This is a genomic window from Paracoccus alcaliphilus (assembly GCF_028553725.1).
Lineage (GTDB): Bacteria > Pseudomonadota > Alphaproteobacteria > Rhodobacterales > Rhodobacteraceae > Paracoccus > Paracoccus alcaliphilus.
In genome coordinates, this window is sequence record NZ_CP067124.1 from 3,200,685 (window position 1) to 3,216,570 (window position 15,886).

The window sequence follows — 15,886 nt, forward strand, 5'->3', positions numbered from 1 at the left end:
GTCGCTCCTGTGCGGGGCTGCTGCGGCCCCGTTTGCTGCAAAACCCGGTTCAGGGTGGCTCAGATCGCCAGACCCTGCTGGTCAAAGCGATAGACGCGGCCATCCTGCGGCGTCAGGTGGATGCGGTCGCCGTGATGAACGGGAAATTCGCCCGCCGCCCGCGCCACGACATGGCTGCCGTCATCCAGATCCACATGCAGGAAGGTGTCCGACCCCAGATGTTCGGCCACGCCGACGGTGCCGCCGAAGGCGCCCTCGGTGGTGGACATCTGCCAATGTTCGGGACGCACGCCGATCGCATGGGCGCCATGCGCGCCCGCCGCCTGCCCTTCAAGGAAATTCATGTTCGGGCTGCCGATGAACCCGGCTACGAAACGGTTGGCCGGCGCGCGATAGAGGTCCAGCGGGCTGCCCACCTGTTCGACCCGGCCCGCGCGCAGCACCACGATCTTGTCGGCCATGGTCATCGCCTCGACCTGATCGTGGGTCACATAGACCATCGTCGTCGCCAGCTTCTTGTGCAGCTCGGAAATCTCGACCCGCATGTTCACCCGCAACGCGGCATCAAGGTTCGACAAGGGTTCGTCGAACAGGAAGGCCGATGGTTCGCGCACGATGGCGCGACCGATGGCGACGCGCTGGCGCTGGCCGCCCGACAGCTGCCCGGGGCGGCGTTCCAGATAGTCGGTCAGGTTCAGGATTCCCGCCGCATGCTGGACGCGCTTTTCACGCTCGGCCGCGGGCATCCCGGACATTTTCAGCGGAAAAGCGATGTTCTTGCGCACCGACATATGCGGATAAAGCGCATAGGACTGGAACACCATCGCCAGCCCCCGCCGCGCGGGCGCCGCCTGCGTCATGTCCTGCCCGTCGATCACGATCTGGCCCGAGGTGACATCCTCCAGCCCCGCGATCAGCCGCAGCAGGGTCGATTTCCCGCAGCCCGAAGGCCCGACGAAGACGACGAATTCGCCATCCTCGATTTCCAGATCGACGTCGGGAATGACCTCGACCTCTCCGAATGACTTGCGAACCGATTTCAGCGTGATGCTGCCCATGGTCCCCTCCCTTTTTTATTTCACCGCGCCGAAGGTCAGGCCGCGGACAAGTTGCTTCTGGCTGAACCAGCCGAGGATCAGGATCGGGGCGATGGCCATGGTGCTCGCCGCCGAGAGTTTCGCGTAAAACAGCCCTTCGGGCGATGAATAGCTGGCGATGAAGGTCGTCAGCGGCGCCGCCTGCGAGGTGGTCAGGTTCAGCGTCCAGAAGGCCTCGTTCCATGCCAGAATGACGTTCAGCAGCAGGGTCGAGGCGATGCCCGGAACCGCCATCGGCGTCAGCACATGGACGATCTCGTTTCGCAGGCTGGCCCCGTCCATCCGCGCGGCTTCCAGGATCTCGCCCGGGATCTCGCGGAAATAGGTATAAAGCATCCAGACGATGATCGGCAGATTGATCAGCATCAGCACGATGGTGATGCCCAGCCGCGTATCCAGCAGACCCCAGCTGCGAAACAGCAGATAGATCGGGATCAGCACCCCCGCCGCCGGCATCATCTTGGTGGACAGCATCCACATCAGCAGGTCCTTGGTGCGTTTGGCGGGCTGGAAGGCCATCGACCACGCGGCCGGAATGGCGATCAGCAGCCCCAGCAGGGTCGAACCAAGCGCGATGGTGACCGAGTTCATGAAATGCCGGAAATAGGGCGACCGCGCCTGCACCTCGGCATAGTTCTGCGTCGTCCAGTCGAAGAACAGGAACTTGGGCGGGCTGGCGATGGCGTCGGCCTCGGATTTGAAGCTGGTCAGGATCGTCCACAGGATCGGAAAGAAGATCAGCAGCGCGATCGTCCATGCGATGATGGTGACGGTCCAGCGGCGGGTTTCGGAAACATTGCGTGCCATGGCTTACTCCAGCGTCTTTCCGATCATCCGCATCAGGAAGATCGCGACGATATTGGCCAGAATGACGGCGACGATACCCCCGGCCGAGGCGCCGCCCACATCGAATTGCAGCAGGGCCTGCGAATAGACCAGATAGGTCAGGTTCGTGGACTGATAGCCCGGCCCGCCATTGGTGGTCACAAGGATCTCGGCAAAGACCGACAGCAGGAAGATCGTCTCGATCAGGATCACCACGGTAATGGCGCGCGACAGATGCGGCAGCACCAGATTGGTGAACTTGGCAAAGGCCCCGGCGCCGTCCATCTCGGCCGCCTCCATCTGTTCGCTGTCCAGCGATTGCAGCGCGGTCAGCAGGATCAGCGTGGCGAAGGGCAGCCATTGCCATGACACGATCAGGATGATCGACATCAGCGGTGCCTGCGCCAGAAAGTCGATGGGCTGCGCGCCCAGTGCCTTGGCGATCCATGCAAACAACCCGTTGACCGGGTTCATGAACATGTTCTTCCACACCAGCGCCGAGACGGTGGGCATGATGAAGAAGGGCGCGATCACAAGGATGCGCACGATCCCCTGCCCGCGCATCGGCTGATCCAGCAGCAGCGCCAGCGCGACGCCGCCGCCCACGGTGATCAGCAGCACCCCCCCGACCAGCAGCAGCGTATTCGCCATTGCCGTCCAGAAGGCCGGATCGGACAGGAAATATTCATAGTTCAGAAAGCCGATGAACTGCTCCATCCCCGGAGACAGCAGGTTATAGCTTTGAAAGCTGAACCACAGCGTCATCCCCAGGGGTACGATCATCCAGCCCAGCAGCAGGATGACCGAGGGCGCGACCATCAGCCGTGCAAGCGTTTTCTGATGTCTGGTGGCCATCGCAGCGCCTCCCCGCGCATCGTTTCGATGGAACCGGGGGCGGTCATGCCGCCCCCGCAGGCGTCACTTGGGATAGCCGGCGCGGCGCATTTCGCGCTCGGTGATCTGCTGGGCCATCTGCAAGGCCTGCTCGACCGTGGATTGCCCGGCCAGAGCCGCCGCGAATTGCTGGCCAACGGTGGTGCCCATCGCCTGGAATTCCGGGATGCCCACCCATTGCGTGCCCAGATAGGGGACCTCGACCGTCGTCGGATCGGCCAGATCGGCGGACATGATGCTGTCCAGCGTCGTCTGGGCGAAGGGCGCGGCCTCCTGATATTCCGGGTTCTCGTAAAGCGAGGTCCGGGTGCCCGGCGGCACATTGGCCCAGCCATCGGCGGCGGCGATTTCCTCGGCATAGGCTTTCGAGGTGGCCCATGCGACGAATTTCTTGGCGGCGTCAGGCGACTGGGTCGAGGACGGAATGGCCAGCGTCCATGCCCACAGCCACATCTGCGGCTTCTCGCCCTCGGGCGCCAGCGCATAGCCGACCTTGTCGGCGACGGTGCTGTCATCGGGGTTCGACACAAAGCTGGCGGCCACGGTGGCGTCGATCCACATGCCGCATTTGCCGGTCTGGAACAGCGCCAGATTTTCGTTGAACCCGTTCGAGGACGCACCCGGAGGGCCGGCCTCGTTCATGATGGTGACGTAGTCGGTCAGCGCCTTGTTCCATGCCTCGCTGTCGAATTGCGGATTCCATTCCGCATCGAACCACGGCGCGCCATAGCTGTGCCCCATCGAGGTCAGAAACGCCATGTTCTCGCCCCAGCCCGCCTTGCCGCGCAGGCAGATGCCGTAAACCTCGTTCGGCTTGTCGGTCATCTTGCGGGCGGCATCGAAGACGAAATCCCAGGTCGGACGCTCGGGCATCTCCAGCCCGGCGGCCTCCATCAGATCGGTGCGATACATGATCATCGCCGATTCGCCATAGAAGGGCGCGGCGAAAAGCTGGCCGTCCCGCGACAACCCGGCCGCGATCGGCGGCAGGATGTCCTCGGCGTCGTAGTCCTCGCCCATGTCCTCCAGCGGCAGCAGCCAGTCCTGAGCGGCCCAGATCGGCACTTCGTAATTGCCGACGGTCACGATGTCATACTGCCCGCCGCGCGTGGCGATATCAGTGGTCACGCGCTGGCGCAGGACGTTTTCCTCCAGCGTGACCCATTCCAGCTGAATGTCGGGATTGGCCTCGGTGAAGGACGAGGTCATCCGCTGCATGCGGATCATGTCGCCATTGTTGACCGTGGCAATGGTCAGCGTCTCGGCCAAGGCAGGCGCAGCAAGCGCGGTGATTGCACAGGCCCCCATCAGCCCGCGCCAGATCGTGGTCATATCGTCATCCTCCCTACGGATCAGCATTTGCCAAACTTATGGGCAAATGCTCACACATTCAGGGAGAGCCTGTCAAGACATTGTTACCCGCCCCGCCAGAACTGCTCTGAACTGATCTGTATGACGAAGCGAAACAGCGGGGCCAGCGGGCCGAATGTGGCTCTTGAAGCCGTGCGCGCGGAAGATGACTCCGGCTGATCTGGCCAGAGCGAACCCCGATCGGAAACATGGCCTCGGCCTTTCTGCTCCAAGCGCCGCGCCAGCCTGGTCTGGGTGCAGCATCATTTATTTTACTGGTGTGCGGAATGGCAGTTCGCCTGGAAAAGTAGCGAAGACGAGAATCGCGAAGATCTCACCTACCGCAGCGGTTCTCGCCTTCGCGGCGACGGTAAGCACCCGAGACCGACAGGAAGGATCCGCAACACAAGATTTGTCCGGACGTCCTGAAACGCCTGGTCATCCCGCGGCCCAATCTGATCTGGTGCACCGACATCAGTTACATCTCCATGCGCCGGGCATTCAGCATGACCTTGGACCGTGTGGCGACTCTTGCCTCGCGGCGCAAGTCGATGGAAACGCGCTTTTGCGTCGAGACCCTGATGATCCCCTCGGCGAAGTTGGTATCGGCTGTCTTCGCGATGGCGCGGATCACTGGTTGGTCCGGTCAAGGGATTTTACGGATCGTCAACCTGCGCCTCCTCGAATGACAAAGCGACAGGCCGCGGCCGGGATGCAGATACACATAGGATAGCCGTCCACTCGCCACAGGCGCCCGTGCCGCGAAGCGGTTTAGTCCCTCCGCCCAAAATGTCGATATGATGACATCACGGCGGCGTGAAGCGCCGCGATAGCCGAGGTCTCCGCACGTCCCACCTTCGCCACCTGTGGCCGCATGACTCAGGGCTGTGGTGTTGACATTGATGCAACTGGCTTCCGAACCGGATAAAAACCGGCATATGGGGTGCGACCGCATATTTTATCAGCTTGGCCCCATGAGAAGCGCGATTCATGACGCCCCTCCAACAACGGGCGACACCCCATTTCTGCATGCAAAACCGCCGATGCGCCCACCGACACCCACCGCCCCATCTCTGGTGGGAAAATATCCTGCAGGGGGTCCGGGGGATGCAAAATCCCCCGGCCATCGCGGGACGCAATCAACCCCGCCTTACAAACGCTCGACCATCATGTGTTTGATCGAGGCAATGGCCTTGGCCGGGTTCAGGCCCTTGGGACAGGTGTTCGTGCAGTTCATGATCGTATGGCAGCGATACAGCTTGAACGGATCTTCCAGCTCGTCCAGCCGTTCGCCCGTTGCCTCGTCGCGTGAATCGATGATCCAGCGATAGGCGTGCAGCAGCGCGGCCGGGCCCAGATAGCGGTCGCCATTCCACCAATAGGACGGGCAGGCCGTCGAACAGGACGCGCAGAGGATGCATTCATACAGCCCGTCCAGCTTCTTGCGGTCCTCGATCGACTGCTTCCATTCCTTGCCCGGCGTCGGGGATTTGGTGATCAGATAGGGGTTCACCGATTCATGCTGGGCATAGAAATGCGTCAGATCGGGGATCAGGTCCTTGACCACCGGCATATGCGGCAGCGGATAGATGCTGACATCGCCCTTCACCTCGTCGATGCCATAAATGCAGGCCAGATGGTTGCCGCCGTCGATGGTCATCGCGCAGGATCCGCAGATCCCCTCGCGGCAGGAACGACGGAAGGACAGCGTCGGGTCGATCTCGTTCTTGATCTTGATCAGCGCGTCCAGAACCATCGGCCCGCATTTATCCAGATCGACGAAATAGGTGTCCAGCCGCGGATTCTCGCCCGTATCGGGATCCCAGCGATAGATCTTGAACTTGCGCAGATTGGTTGCGCCCTCGGGCTTCGGCCATGTCTTGCCGACCCGGATCTGGCTGTTCTTGGGCAGGGTGAACTGGACCATGGGTTGCTCCTTTCAGAGAGTGCCTGCGGGCCGGTAGTCGGCATTGAACAGGGGTTGATTGCGCGACACAAGATCGGCGACCTTGTCCCGCGCATGCGGATTGAGCGCGAGCCCGTTGAGGCGGCGCAGAAATTCGGTCGAGCTGTCGCTCAGTCGCTCCATCGAGGGGGCATCCAGCGGCTCCAGCGCGTCGATCTCGGGCGCGCTCAGACCGGCATGGGCCAGAAGCTGGCGCCCGGGCCGCAGCGGGTCGGCCTCATCCTCCAGCCGGAAGCGGGTCACCTGCGCCACGCCCGAAACCCCGGCCAGACGCCGGGTCAGTTCACCCCAGCCGGGCAGCGAGGCGGTTTCATCCATGAAGGTCTGCAACGGCTCGGTATAACCATCGGTCCGCACCGCCTGCGCCCAGACGCTGGGACGCCAGTGGTTCATGTTGCGGGTATAGATCACCAGATCCGGCGCAAAGCCCCCTGCCAGCCCGGCCAGCAAGCCGATGATCCGTGGCATCACCGGAAACAGCCGCGTCTCGCCGCCATTGCCCGGCATCGCACCGGCGATATTCTCGTGGCTCAGCAGCACCGGCAGGCCGTTGTCGGGGATGCTGTCCAGCAGATCGGAAATCGCCAGACGCAGCGCATCCTCGGTATCCGGCGTCTGCCGCAGACTGAAAGCGATGGCCGCGCGCCCAAGGGGCCGCATCGGGCTGCCCTCTTTCGGGGTCAGGATGACCAGCCGGTCCGCCAGCACCCCGGCATTGCGCTGCAAATGCCGCTGCAACGATGTCGTGCCGGTCTTCTGCACACCCGCATGGATGATCAGCCGCCGCCGATCCGCCTTGTTCACCGCCGGGCCCGTCATCTGCGCATCCCGGACATGATCAACCCCACCGGCACCGCCCTCTAGCCCCGGCTGTAATAGGGGCGCGTCGGCATCTGGCCCGAGCGCCGCTGGACGCATCTGTCATAGACCGCAGCGGGATCGCGTCCCATCAGGTAATCCGAGGACATCTCCAGCGAGACCCTTCCCCCGGTATAGGTCGAGCCGCCGCCGCCCCCGACGCCCACCGCGACCGAGCCACGCGGACGCTCGGCCAGATCGGCCTCGCGCAGGCAGCTTGCCTCGGCCTGCTCGACCGGGACGGGGCCGCAGCCCGCGATCCCCGCCAGCAGCGGCAGCGTCAGAAAAAGGGCGGCGGCCCGCATCATGTCAGGCCGTGCCCGACTGGGCGGCAGCCGCGATGCATTGCGTCGTCGCCGGGCGCGACACGATCGAGGCCACGCTGTCGGCGGTGCCGCCGATACCCGCGCGGGTCGCCTGCGCGATGTCGATCAGTTCCGCCGTGGTGGCATTGTTGACCACGCAATCGGTATAGGGCGCGGTATTCGCCCCCGGCAGCCGCTTCTGCATTTCCGTGTTGATGACGTTGCGCGCCACCTGCCGCGAGGCAGCATCCAGCACGGTCGGCGTCTGCGGCGTGGTCTGCCCGATCGGCGCGGTGCCGGGCATCGGCGTGGTCGCGACACAGCCCGCCAAGGCCAGCGCCGCGATACCAAGACCGGCGAAAGACGTAATGCGCATCAATAAACCCTCTTCTTAGGAGCAATCTTCTTCAGGTCGATTCCGCCTTCGTCGAGCGTTGTCAGAGGCTCGAGATGGACGGGACGATAGGCCAGTTTAACCTTGTTCCCTTCCACCCATGCAAGCGAATGCTTGCGCCAGTTGGCGTCATCCCGCTCAGGCCAGTCCTCATGCGCATGGGCGCCGCGGCTTTCCTTGCGGGCTTCGGCAGCGACAATGGTGGTCAGCGCATTGGGCATCAGGTTGGTCAGCTCAAGCGTTTCCATCAGGTCGGTGTTCCAGATCAATCCGCGGTCGGTGACATGCAGATCGTCCAGCTTGGCGGCGATGGCCTCCATCTTTTCGGCCCCTTCGGCCAGGGTCTTGTCGGTGCGGAACACGGCAGCGTCGGCCTGCATGGTGCGCTGCATCTCCAGCCGCAATTCGGCGGTCGGGGTGCCGCCGCTGGCATTGCGCAGACGGTCGAAACGGTCCAGCGCCTTGTCCACCTGCGCCTGATTGGTCGCGGGCACCGATGATACGCGGTCAATCACCTGCCCGGCACGGATCGCCGCCGCACGGCCGAACACCACAAGGTCGATCAGAGAGTTCGACCCCAGACGGTTCGCGCCATGCACCGATGCGCATCCGGCCTCGCCCACTGCCATCAGGCCGGGGAAGACGCGGTCGGGTTCGTCGCCGGTCGGGTCCAGCACCTCGCCCCAATAGTTCGTGGGGATACCGCCCATGTTGTAATGCACCGTCGGCAGAATCGGGATCGGTTCTTTCGTGACATCGACACCGGCAAAGATCTTGGCCGATTCACTGATGCCGGGCAGCCGTTCGGCCAATGCCTCGGGCGGCAGATGCATCAGGTTCAGATACATGTGATCCTTGTCGGGACCGACGCCGCGGCCCTCGCGGATCTCGATGGTGATGCAGCGGGACACCACGTCGCGCGACGCCAGATCCTTGTAGGTCGGCGCGTAACGCTCCATGAAGCGCTCGCCCTCGCTGTTGGTCAGATAGCCGCCTTCGCCGCGCGCGCCCTCGGTGATCAGACAGCCCGAGCCATAGATGCCGGTCGGGTGGAACTGCACGAATTCCATGTCCTGCAACGGCAGGCCCGCGCGCGCGACCATGCCGCCGCCGTCGCCGGTGCAGGTATGGGCGCTGGTGGCGCTGAAATAGGCGCGGCCATAGCCGCCGGTCGCCAGCACCACCATCTTGGCGTTGAAGACGTGGATCGTGCCGTCATCCAGCTTCCAGCAGACGACGCCGGTGCAGCGGCCATCGGTGATGATCAGGTCCAGCGCGAAATATTCGATGAAGAATTCCGCCTTTTCCTTCAGCGACTGACCATAGAGCGTGTGCAGGATCGCGTGGCCGGTGCGGTCGGCGGCGGCACAGGTGCGCTGCACCGGGGGGCCTTCGCCGAATTCGGTCGTATGGCCGCCGAAGGGACGCTGATAGATCTTGCCCTCTTCGGTGCGCGAAAATGGCACACCGTAATGTTCCAGCTCGTAAACCGCCTTGGGGGCCTCTCGCGCAAGGTATTCCATCGCGTCGGTATCGCCCAGCCAGTCCGATCCCTTGACCGTGTCATACATATGCCACTGCCAGTTATCGGGGCCCATATTCGACAGGCTGGCCGCGATGCCGCCCTGCGCCGCGACCGTGTGCGAGCGGGTCGGAAAGACCTTGGTCACGCAGGCGGTGCGCAGCCCCTGTTCGGCCATGCCAAGCGTCGCGCGCAGACCGGCACCACCGGCCCCCACCACGACGACGTCGTAATCATGCGTATGAATATCGTAAGCAGCCATGATGTCCTCAGATCGCGACGGTGGAAAATGCCATCCGGGCCAGCGCGAACAGCGCCGCCGCGATGACCGCCCAGCCGAAGATCACCGAGCCGATGATCGCCGCCTTGCGCGCCGAATGTTGCAGATAATCGTCGATCATCACGCGGGTGCCCTTGATGAAATGGACCATGCCGACGGTGATGAAGCCCGCGGTGATCAGCGCCGGCAGGGGGCGGCCGAAATAGGCCACCAGCCCGGCCTGCGACAACCCGATGGCGCAGGCGATGACCAGCATGAAGGCCGGGGTCAGCAGCACCAGCGCGCAGGCGGTGACGGTCATGAACCAGTGATCCTGCGTGCCGCTGCGTGCCGAGCCGAGGCCGGTGGCAGCTTTGCGTGGGGTGATAAAGCGCATGTCTCGCCTCCTTCGGCTCAGGCCACGAAGAACAGGATGATGCTGATCAGGGTCAGCACGACCGAACCGGCGATGATCAGCTTGCTGGACCGTTCCGCCTGCCCGATCTCCAACCCGTGGCCCGCGTCATAGAACAGGTGCCGGATGCCAGCCAGCGTGTGATACCACAGCGCCCAGGCCGATCCCGCCAGCACGATGAAGCCCAGCCAGGACCGCACCACCCAGTCGGCGACGGCAAAGGCGCCGGGGCCGGTCACGGCGGCGACCAGCCACCAGACGATCAGCACGATCCCCGCGACCAGCGCGTGTCCGGTGATCCGCGTCAGGATCGAGGTCACTGCCGCCAGAGGCAGGCGATAGACCTGAAGATGAGGTGAAAGAGGCCGGTTTCCCCGGTTCACATCGGCCATGATGCGGCGCTCCTTTGTCGGTTCTTGCCCGACCCGTCGCAGACTCTCTGCTGGCCGCTCGGGCTGGCGAATTCGCGTCCTTCTGTCGTCTCTTTTGCCATCTGTCATCCCGATTTGCCAGTCCGGTACCATATTAAAGTCTGATTCCCGCTTTTGTGATCACACTTATCACTCCTGTGATCACAGTTCCCGCGAGTCGCGGTAACAGTTGACGAAATCAAACAGGATTGAACGGTCCGTGCAGCCTCATTCCGCTGCAATAACAGGGTTCCGTCACGCCCCACTTCTGCGATCACATCCCGGCGCCCAGTACCAGACCCGACCCATCCGGCGCCTGTCGGCAATGGGTAAGGATACCCCGCACCTCGGCCCGGCGGGTCAGATGGACCACGCGCAGACCCTCATGCGGCTGGGCCAGCAGCCTTTGAATGCCCTGCCGGGAAGTCTCACGCGTGCGCCAGATGAATTTCAGGAATTCGATGGTCTGGCGGCCAAAGACCTCGGTACATCCTTCGGTCATGTCGGGGCGGTGCTGGCCACGATGGCGCAAGGTGCGGATCAGAACGCGGCTGATGCGCAGCCCGACCGGCAGGTCCAGCCAGATCAGCAGATCGGCACGGGCGGCGCGTTCGCGATAGGTGCGGGAATGACCGCCTTCGAGGATCCAGCGATCCTTCGCGTGAATCTTGCGGGTCAGCAGATCCTTTTCCTGCCGGTCACGCTCGACCCAGCCGGGCAGCCAGTGGATCTGGTCCATGTGGTGAACCGGCAGGCCGCTGATCGCGCCCAGCCGCGTGGCCAGCCAGGATTTTCCCGACCCGGGCCCGCCCACGACCATGATCCGCTGGATGACTGATTCCATGCGCGGATCAAATCGGCATCAGCGCCCAATAGTCCAGATCCAGCAGCACTTGCGGATCGTATTTCCCATCCTCGCCCTTCAGCACGAAATCCGCGCTGTCGCCCTTGGTCGCGACCAGCCGCAGCCGGATCGCGCCAACGCCGGGCGCGTCCGTTTCGGCCTTGTCCAGCACCTCGGACCATGCCCGCAGGGTATCGCCCGAAAAGCACGGATTGGCATGGGCGCCCGCGTTCAGCGCCACGATCATCTGCGCATTGGCCAGCCCGTTGAAGGACAGCGCCCGCGCCATGCTGATGACATGGCCGCCATAGATCAGCCGCCGCCCGTCCTCGCGATTGGTCGCGTCGAAATGCACCTTGGCGGTGTTCTGCCACAGCCGGGTGGCCAGCATATGCTCGGCCTCTTCGACGGTGCAGCCATCGACATGGTTGATTTTCTCGCCCACCGCATAGTCGCCCCAGCGATGCGGTTCCCCGGCCAGTTCGAAATCGTAATCCGCAAAGCTCAGCCCCTCGGGCACGACCAGATCGTCTGCCGCCACCGCCCCGGCCAGTTGCGGCACCACCGCATCGGGCGGAGACGCATCCGCGTCGCGTTTGCGGACCATGACCCAGCGGACATATTTCAGCACCACCTCATCCACCTGATTGAGCCCGCGGGTGCGGACCCAGACCACGCCGGATTTGCCGTTCGAGTTCTGCCTGAGCCCGATCACCTCGGATTCCGAGCGCAGCGTGTCGCCCGGCCAGACCGGCCGCAGCCAGCGCCCCTCGGCATAGCCCAGATTGGCGATGGCGTTCAGGCTGATATCCGGCACCGTCTTGCCGAAGACGACGTGAAAGGCGATCAGATCGTCCAGCGGGCTGCCCTCCAGCCCCGACCGGGCGGCGAATTCGTCGCTGGAATAAAGCGCATGCCGCGCCGGATACAGCGCGTGATACAGCGCCCGCTCGCCCTCCGCGACAGTGCGCGGCACGGCATGGCGGATCACCTGACCGATATGGTAATCCTCGAAAAAGCGGCCCGGATTGGTCTTGCTCATTGCTGTCCCTTATTGCTGGCCCAGTTTCATGTCGGGGTGATAGTCGCCCTCGATTTCCTTGGTCACCGCCTGCGCGCAACGCATCACGCCCTTTTGCGGATCGAACGCCATCGAGGGGCTGCCATGCAGTTGCCAGCCCTTCGACAGCGCCTCGCTGATCTTGTGGCAGAAGGCCGATGTGTCATCCTCGGTCAGCAGGCGATAGATCAGCGGCATGTCACGCTCCGAACGGGTTGGGGCCGATGAACCCGTGAATCAGCCCGATGACGATCAGCACGACGACCGCGCCGACAGCAGCCATCGCCTCTTTGCGGACCGGGAAGGGGCCGGTGGGCGTGGCCGGACGCGGCGTGGTGCGGTTCAGCACCGCCATTTCGACCAATGCCCACAGCAACAGCCCGCCGAACAGCACGAAGGACGGCATGTCGCCATTCGGCAGCAGATGCGCAACGGTGAACAGCGCGAATCCGGTCAGCTGCGGATGGCGCAGATGCGCGACCACGCGGGTTTTCATGCCATCGGCGGCGAACAGATAGATCGCCAGCAGCATCAGCAGGTTGTTGATGCCCTTCAGCGCCGGATGCGGCCCCCAGAAGAAGGCGCCATCGGCCACGCGATAGCCCCAGATCATCAGGATGACCGACAGCAGCAACAGGCCCGCGACCACGCCGCGACCGCCCGACCCCATCGCCGCGCGGCGTTCGGGGGCCAGCCGTTTGAACAGATGCGCGCCCCACCACAGGGCCACACCAAGGATCAGGATCAACATCTGGCCTCCTTTCGCTGGATGTAACGGCGACCACCCTGCCCCTATCCGGCCATGGCCGCAATCGCTCCGGCGCGGTCCAGCGTCTTGCGGGCGGTATCGACATGCAGATTCTCGACGATCCTGCCATCCACCACCGCGACGCCCTTGCCCTCGGCCGTGGCGGCCTCGAAGGCCTCGATCTGGCGGCGGGCCAGTTCGATCTCGCCATCGGTGGGCGCGAAGGCCTGATTGGCGATGGCCAGCTGCGCCGGATGGATCAGCGTCTTGCCGTCAAAGCCCATGTCGCGGCCCTGTTCGCATTCGGCGCGCAGCCCATCCTCGTCCTTGAAGGCGTTGAACACACCGTCCACGATGACCTTGCCGTAAGCTTTGGCGGCCAGCAGGCACAGGCCCAGCCCGGCCTGCATCGGCAGCCGGTCGGCGCGAAAGCGGCTGTTCAGTTCCTTCGCCAGATCGTTGGTGCCCATGACCATGCCTTGCAAGCGCGGATGAGCGGCGATTTCGGCGGCGTTCAGCATCCCCAACGGCGTTTCCATCATCGCCCACAGCGGCAGGTCGGGGATCAGCGCCGCCACGCGGTCCAGATCGGCGGCACTGTTCACCTTGGGAATCAGCACCGCATCGGCCTTGCCCACCAGCGCCGCGCAGGCGCGCGCATCGGCCTGCCCCCATTCGCTGTCCAGCCCGTTGATGCGTACGATCCGCGCCCGGGGGCCGTAATCATTGGCCAGCGCCGCCGCCAACCCCTCGCGCGCGGCGGCTTTTTCACCCGGCGCCACCGCGTCCTCGAGGTCGAAGATGATGGCATCGGTGGCCAGCCCCTGCGCCTTTTCCATCGCGCGGAGATTGGCGGCGGGGATATACAGAACGGACCTGTAAGGGCGGGTCATGGGAACCTCCTCGCAATTTTCTTGCGTGAAACTGCCGTGCGGCGGCAGAAATGGCAAGTCAATTTTCGCTGCATCGCGGCATTACCTGACCAGAGCTTGCCAGATCAGCCGCAGCGACACCGCCAGCAGCCCCCATGTGATCAGTTTGTAGAACAGGTCCTGCGGGATGATCCGCACCAGCCGCAGCCCGATCCAGACCGAGACCAGCGCCACCGGGGTCAGCACCGCCGCCGCCGCCAGATTCGCAGGCGACAGCTGCCCCAGCGCGGCATAGGGGATCAGCTTTACCCAGTTGGTGATGGCAAAGAACCATGTCGTCGTGCCCGCATAGACCAGCGCAGGCAGGCGCAGCGGCTGGACATAGACCTGAAAGGGCGGCGCGCCCGAATGGCTGACAAAGCTGGTATAGCCCGCCACCGACCCCCAGAAATTTCCCTTGACCGGCGAAACCGGGCGCGGATGCGCGCCCAGATCGGGGCGGATCAGCGCATTCAGCGCAAAGGCCAGCCCGATGATGCCGACGATCAGCGTCACCCCCCAATCCGGCACAATATGCGCCGTGGCCCAGCCAAAGGCGATGCCGATAACCGATCCCGGCAGCGCCGTTTTCAGCACCCGCATGTCAAAGCTGCGGCGAAAGGCGATCAGCCCGCCGATATCCGACACGACATAGACCGGCAGCATCAGCCCCGCCGCCTGCACCGGCGACATGACCAGCGACAGCATCGGCACGGCAATGATCGCCACCATCGCCAGCCCGCCCTTGGCCATGCCCACCGCCATCGAGGCCAGCACGGCCAGAATCCAGCCCTCGGTCGTCAGTTCCAGCATCATTCCCCGCCGCTTTGGTCCGCTATTGGCGGCCAAGCCATGCGCCGGATGCGGCGAAATCTCCAGCCCGAAATCGCCGCTGTCAGCGCCAACAATGCCGCGGCGCGGCGTCAAAGGCTTGCGATTCGCCGCATGAGGTCTTAACCCTCGCGCAGCAATCAACCCTGTAATCGGAGGTTAACCATGGCCCGACCCAAAATCGCACTGATCGGTGCGGGGCAGATCGGCGGAACGCTGGCGCATCTGGCCGCGATGAAGGAACTGGGTGACGTCATCCTGTTCGACATTGCCGAGGGCACGCCGCAGGGCAAGGCGCTGGACATCGCGGAATCGGGTCCGTCCGAAGGTTTCGACGCCAGCCTGAAGGGCGCCAACGATTACGCCGATATCGCGGGCGCCGATGTCTGCATCGTCACCGCAGGCGTGCCGCGCAAGCCGGGCATGAGCCGCGACGACCTGCTGGGCATCAACCTGAAGGTGATGAAATCGGTCGGCGAAGGCATCGCCAAACACGCCCCCGACGCGTTCGTCATCTGCATCACCAACCCGCTGGATGCGATGGTCTGGGCGCTGCAGAAATTCTCGGGCCTGCCGGCAAAAAAGGTCTGCGGCATGGCCGGCGTGCTGGATTCGGCGCGTTTCCGCCACTTCCTGTCGCTGGAATTCGGCGTCTCGATGAAGGATGTCACGGCCTTCGTGCTGGGCGGACATGGCGACACGATGGTGCCGCTGGCGCGCTATTCGACCGTGGCGGGCATCCCGCTGCCGGATCTGGTCAAGATGGGCTGGACCACGCAGGACAATCTGGACGCGATCATCCAGCGCACCCGCGACGGCGGCGCCGAGATCGTCGGGCTGCTGAAAACCGGATCGGCCTTCTATGCCCCGGCGACGGCGGGGATCGAGATGGCGGAAGCCTATCTGAAAGATCAGAAGCGCGTCCTGCCCTGCGCCGCGCATGTGTCCGGCGCCTATGGTCTGGACGGCATCTATGTCGGCGTGCCGACGGTGATCGGCGCGAACGGGATCGAAAAGGTCATCGACATCGCGCTGGACGGCGACGAACAGGCGATGTTCGACAAGTCGGTCGATGCGGTCAAGGGTCTGATCGAGGCCTGCAAGGGAATCGAGCCCAGCCTGGCCTGACCTTTGGGTCATCGCGATATCGGCGCGTCCCTGGAGGGGCGCGCCTTTTTCATGCGCGGGTTGCCGGTT

19 protein-coding genes are annotated in these 15,886 nt (G+C 63.9%); 1 reads left to right on the top strand and 18 read right to left on the bottom strand.

The annotated features are described in order from the left end of the window. Positions 1 to 59: 59 nt before the first annotated feature. The 18 genes from JHW40_RS16585 to JHW40_RS16670 form a co-directional block, all read right to left on the bottom strand. Complete coding sequence (locus tag JHW40_RS16585) at positions 60 to 1,058, bottom strand: ABC transporter ATP-binding protein (RefSeq protein WP_090610951.1); 999 nt, start codon at positions 1,056 to 1,058, stop codon at positions 60 to 62. Positions 1,059 to 1,073: 15 nt separating this feature from the next. Then, positions 1,074 to 1,904, bottom strand: a complete 831-nt coding sequence (locus tag JHW40_RS16590; protein WP_090610952.1) for a carbohydrate ABC transporter permease — start codon at positions 1,902 to 1,904, stop codon at positions 1,074 to 1,076. Between the two features lie 3 nt (positions 1,905 to 1,907). Next, positions 1,908 to 2,777: a carbohydrate ABC transporter permease gene (locus JHW40_RS16595; RefSeq protein WP_090610953.1), complete on the bottom strand. Its 870-nt coding sequence runs from the start codon at positions 2,775 to 2,777 to the stop codon at positions 1,908 to 1,910. A 63-nt stretch (positions 2,778 to 2,840) separates the two neighbouring features. Beyond that, positions 2,841 to 4,148, bottom strand: a complete 1,308-nt coding sequence (locus tag JHW40_RS16600) for an ABC transporter substrate-binding protein (protein WP_090610954.1) — start codon at positions 4,146 to 4,148, stop codon at positions 2,841 to 2,843. Positions 4,149 to 4,644: 496 nt separating this feature from the next. Then, entirely contained in the window at positions 4,645 to 4,800 is a 156-nt protein-coding gene (locus JHW40_RS16605) for a hypothetical protein (protein ID WP_272849008.1), read from the bottom strand. A 516-nt stretch (positions 4,801 to 5,316) separates the two neighbouring features. Continuing rightward, positions 5,317 to 6,093 carry a succinate dehydrogenase iron-sulfur subunit gene (locus JHW40_RS16610; RefSeq protein ID WP_090610955.1) on the bottom strand — a complete coding sequence of 259 codons (777 nt, stop codon included), beginning with the start codon at positions 6,091 to 6,093 and terminating at the stop codon, positions 5,317 to 5,319. A 12-nt stretch (positions 6,094 to 6,105) separates the two neighbouring features. Further along, on the bottom strand, positions 6,106 to 6,951 hold the full coding sequence (locus tag JHW40_RS16615) for a hypothetical protein (protein ID WP_090610956.1): 846 nt from the start codon (positions 6,949 to 6,951) through the stop codon (positions 6,106 to 6,108). 41 nt (positions 6,952 to 6,992) lie between these two features. Further along, positions 6,993 to 7,295 carry a hypothetical protein gene (locus JHW40_RS16620; protein ID WP_090611070.1) on the bottom strand — a complete coding sequence of 101 codons (303 nt, stop codon included), beginning with the start codon at positions 7,293 to 7,295 and terminating at the stop codon, positions 6,993 to 6,995. Between the two features lie 4 nt (positions 7,296 to 7,299). Then, positions 7,300 to 7,671: a hypothetical protein gene (locus tag JHW40_RS16625; protein WP_090610957.1), complete on the bottom strand. Its 372-nt coding sequence runs from the start codon at positions 7,669 to 7,671 to the stop codon at positions 7,300 to 7,302. Beyond that, a complete protein-coding gene (gene sdhA, locus JHW40_RS16630; RefSeq protein ID WP_090610958.1) occupies positions 7,671 to 9,473 on the bottom strand; it encodes a succinate dehydrogenase flavoprotein subunit in 1,803 nt (600 codons plus the stop codon). The genes JHW40_RS16625 and sdhA overlap by 1 nt, the downstream gene beginning before the upstream one ends. Before the next feature lie 7 nt (positions 9,474 to 9,480). Then, the gene (gene sdhD / locus JHW40_RS16635) at positions 9,481 to 9,867 is read right to left on the bottom strand and encodes a succinate dehydrogenase, hydrophobic membrane anchor protein (RefSeq protein WP_090610959.1); all 387 of its coding nucleotides are present in this window, start codon (positions 9,865 to 9,867) and stop codon (positions 9,481 to 9,483) included. Positions 9,868 to 9,884: 17 nt separating this feature from the next. Further along, positions 9,885 to 10,277 (bottom strand): succinate dehydrogenase, cytochrome b556 subunit, encoded by a 393-nt coding sequence (sdhC, locus tag JHW40_RS16640; RefSeq protein ID WP_090610960.1) that lies wholly within the window; start codon positions 10,275 to 10,277, stop codon positions 9,885 to 9,887. Positions 10,278 to 10,569: 292 nt separating this feature from the next. Beyond that, positions 10,570 to 11,139: a P-loop NTPase family protein gene (locus JHW40_RS16645; protein ID WP_090610961.1), complete on the bottom strand. Its 570-nt coding sequence runs from the start codon at positions 11,137 to 11,139 to the stop codon at positions 10,570 to 10,572. A gap of 7 nt (positions 11,140 to 11,146) precedes the next feature. Further along, complete coding sequence (locus JHW40_RS16650; RefSeq protein WP_090610962.1) at positions 11,147 to 12,181, bottom strand: MaoC family dehydratase; 1,035 nt, start codon at positions 12,179 to 12,181, stop codon at positions 11,147 to 11,149. Positions 12,182 to 12,190: 9 nt separating this feature from the next. Further along, positions 12,191 to 12,397 carry a DUF1737 domain-containing protein gene (locus JHW40_RS16655; RefSeq protein ID WP_090610963.1) on the bottom strand — a complete coding sequence of 69 codons (207 nt, stop codon included), beginning with the start codon at positions 12,395 to 12,397 and terminating at the stop codon, positions 12,191 to 12,193. Between the two features lies 1 nt (position 12,398). Continuing rightward, complete coding sequence (locus JHW40_RS16660) at positions 12,399 to 12,950, bottom strand: NnrU family protein (protein WP_090610964.1); 552 nt, start codon at positions 12,948 to 12,950, stop codon at positions 12,399 to 12,401. Between the two features lie 41 nt (positions 12,951 to 12,991). Further along, entirely contained in the window at positions 12,992 to 13,840 is an 849-nt protein-coding gene (locus JHW40_RS16665) for an HpcH/HpaI aldolase/citrate lyase family protein (RefSeq protein ID WP_090610965.1), read from the bottom strand. An 81-nt stretch (positions 13,841 to 13,921) separates the two neighbouring features. After that, positions 13,922 to 14,674, bottom strand: a complete 753-nt coding sequence (locus JHW40_RS16670) for a sulfite exporter TauE/SafE family protein (protein WP_272849009.1) — start codon at positions 14,672 to 14,674, stop codon at positions 13,922 to 13,924. 180 nt (positions 14,675 to 14,854) lie between these two features. Here JHW40_RS16670 and mdh point away from each other — a divergent pair, with 180 nt between their 5' ends. Continuing rightward, positions 14,855 to 15,817: a malate dehydrogenase gene (gene mdh / locus JHW40_RS16675; protein ID WP_090610966.1), complete on the top strand. Its 963-nt coding sequence runs from the start codon at positions 14,855 to 14,857 to the stop codon at positions 15,815 to 15,817. Positions 15,818 to 15,886: the final 69 nt, after the last annotated feature.

What these genes read in the sequence shown, in the direction of transcription:
- JHW40_RS16585 (WP_090610951.1), bottom strand. Translation starts at nt 1,058, where the DNA reads ATGGGCAGCATCACGCTGAAATCGGTTCGCAAGTCATTCGGAGAGGTC.
- JHW40_RS16590 (WP_090610952.1), bottom strand. Translation starts at nt 1,904, where the DNA reads ATGGCACGCAATGTTTCCGAAACCCGCCGCTGGACCGTCACCATCATC.
- JHW40_RS16595 (WP_090610953.1), bottom strand. Translation starts at nt 2,777, where the DNA reads ATGGCCACCAGACATCAGAAAACGCTTGCACGGCTGATGGTCGCGCCC.
- JHW40_RS16600 (WP_090610954.1), bottom strand. Translation starts at nt 4,148, where the DNA reads ATGACCACGATCTGGCGCGGGCTGATGGGGGCCTGTGCAATCACCGCG.
- JHW40_RS16610 (WP_090610955.1), bottom strand. Translation starts at nt 6,093, where the DNA reads ATGGTCCAGTTCACCCTGCCCAAGAACAGCCAGATCCGGGTCGGCAAG.
- JHW40_RS16615 (WP_090610956.1), bottom strand. Translation starts at nt 6,951, where the DNA reads ATGACGGGCCCGGCGGTGAACAAGGCGGATCGGCGGCGGCTGATCATC.
- JHW40_RS16620 (WP_090611070.1), bottom strand. Translation starts at nt 7,295, where the DNA reads ATGCGGGCCGCCGCCCTTTTTCTGACGCTGCCGCTGCTGGCGGGGATC.
- JHW40_RS16625 (WP_090610957.1), bottom strand. Translation starts at nt 7,671, where the DNA reads ATGCGCATTACGTCTTTCGCCGGTCTTGGTATCGCGGCGCTGGCCTTG.
- sdhA (WP_090610958.1), bottom strand. Translation starts at nt 9,473, where the DNA reads ATGGCTGCTTACGATATTCATACGCATGATTACGACGTCGTCGTGGTG.
- sdhD (WP_090610959.1), bottom strand. Translation starts at nt 9,867, where the DNA reads ATGCGCTTTATCACCCCACGCAAAGCTGCCACCGGCCTCGGCTCGGCA.
- sdhC (WP_090610960.1), bottom strand. Translation starts at nt 10,277, where the DNA reads ATGGCCGATGTGAACCGGGGAAACCGGCCTCTTTCACCTCATCTTCAG.
- JHW40_RS16645 (WP_090610961.1), bottom strand. Translation starts at nt 11,139, where the DNA reads ATGGAATCAGTCATCCAGCGGATCATGGTCGTGGGCGGGCCCGGGTCG.
- JHW40_RS16650 (WP_090610962.1), bottom strand. Translation starts at nt 12,181, where the DNA reads ATGAGCAAGACCAATCCGGGCCGCTTTTTCGAGGATTACCATATCGGT.
- JHW40_RS16655 (WP_090610963.1), bottom strand. Translation starts at nt 12,397, where the DNA reads ATGCCGCTGATCTATCGCCTGCTGACCGAGGATGACACATCGGCCTTC.
- JHW40_RS16660 (WP_090610964.1), bottom strand. Translation starts at nt 12,950, where the DNA reads ATGTTGATCCTGATCCTTGGTGTGGCCCTGTGGTGGGGCGCGCATCTG.
- JHW40_RS16665 (WP_090610965.1), bottom strand. Translation starts at nt 13,840, where the DNA reads ATGACCCGCCCTTACAGGTCCGTTCTGTATATCCCCGCCGCCAATCTC.
- JHW40_RS16670 (WP_272849009.1), bottom strand. Translation starts at nt 14,674, where the DNA reads ATGATGCTGGAACTGACGACCGAGGGCTGGATTCTGGCCGTGCTGGCC.
- mdh (WP_090610966.1), top strand. Translation starts at nt 14,855, where the DNA reads ATGGCCCGACCCAAAATCGCACTGATCGGTGCGGGGCAGATCGGCGGA.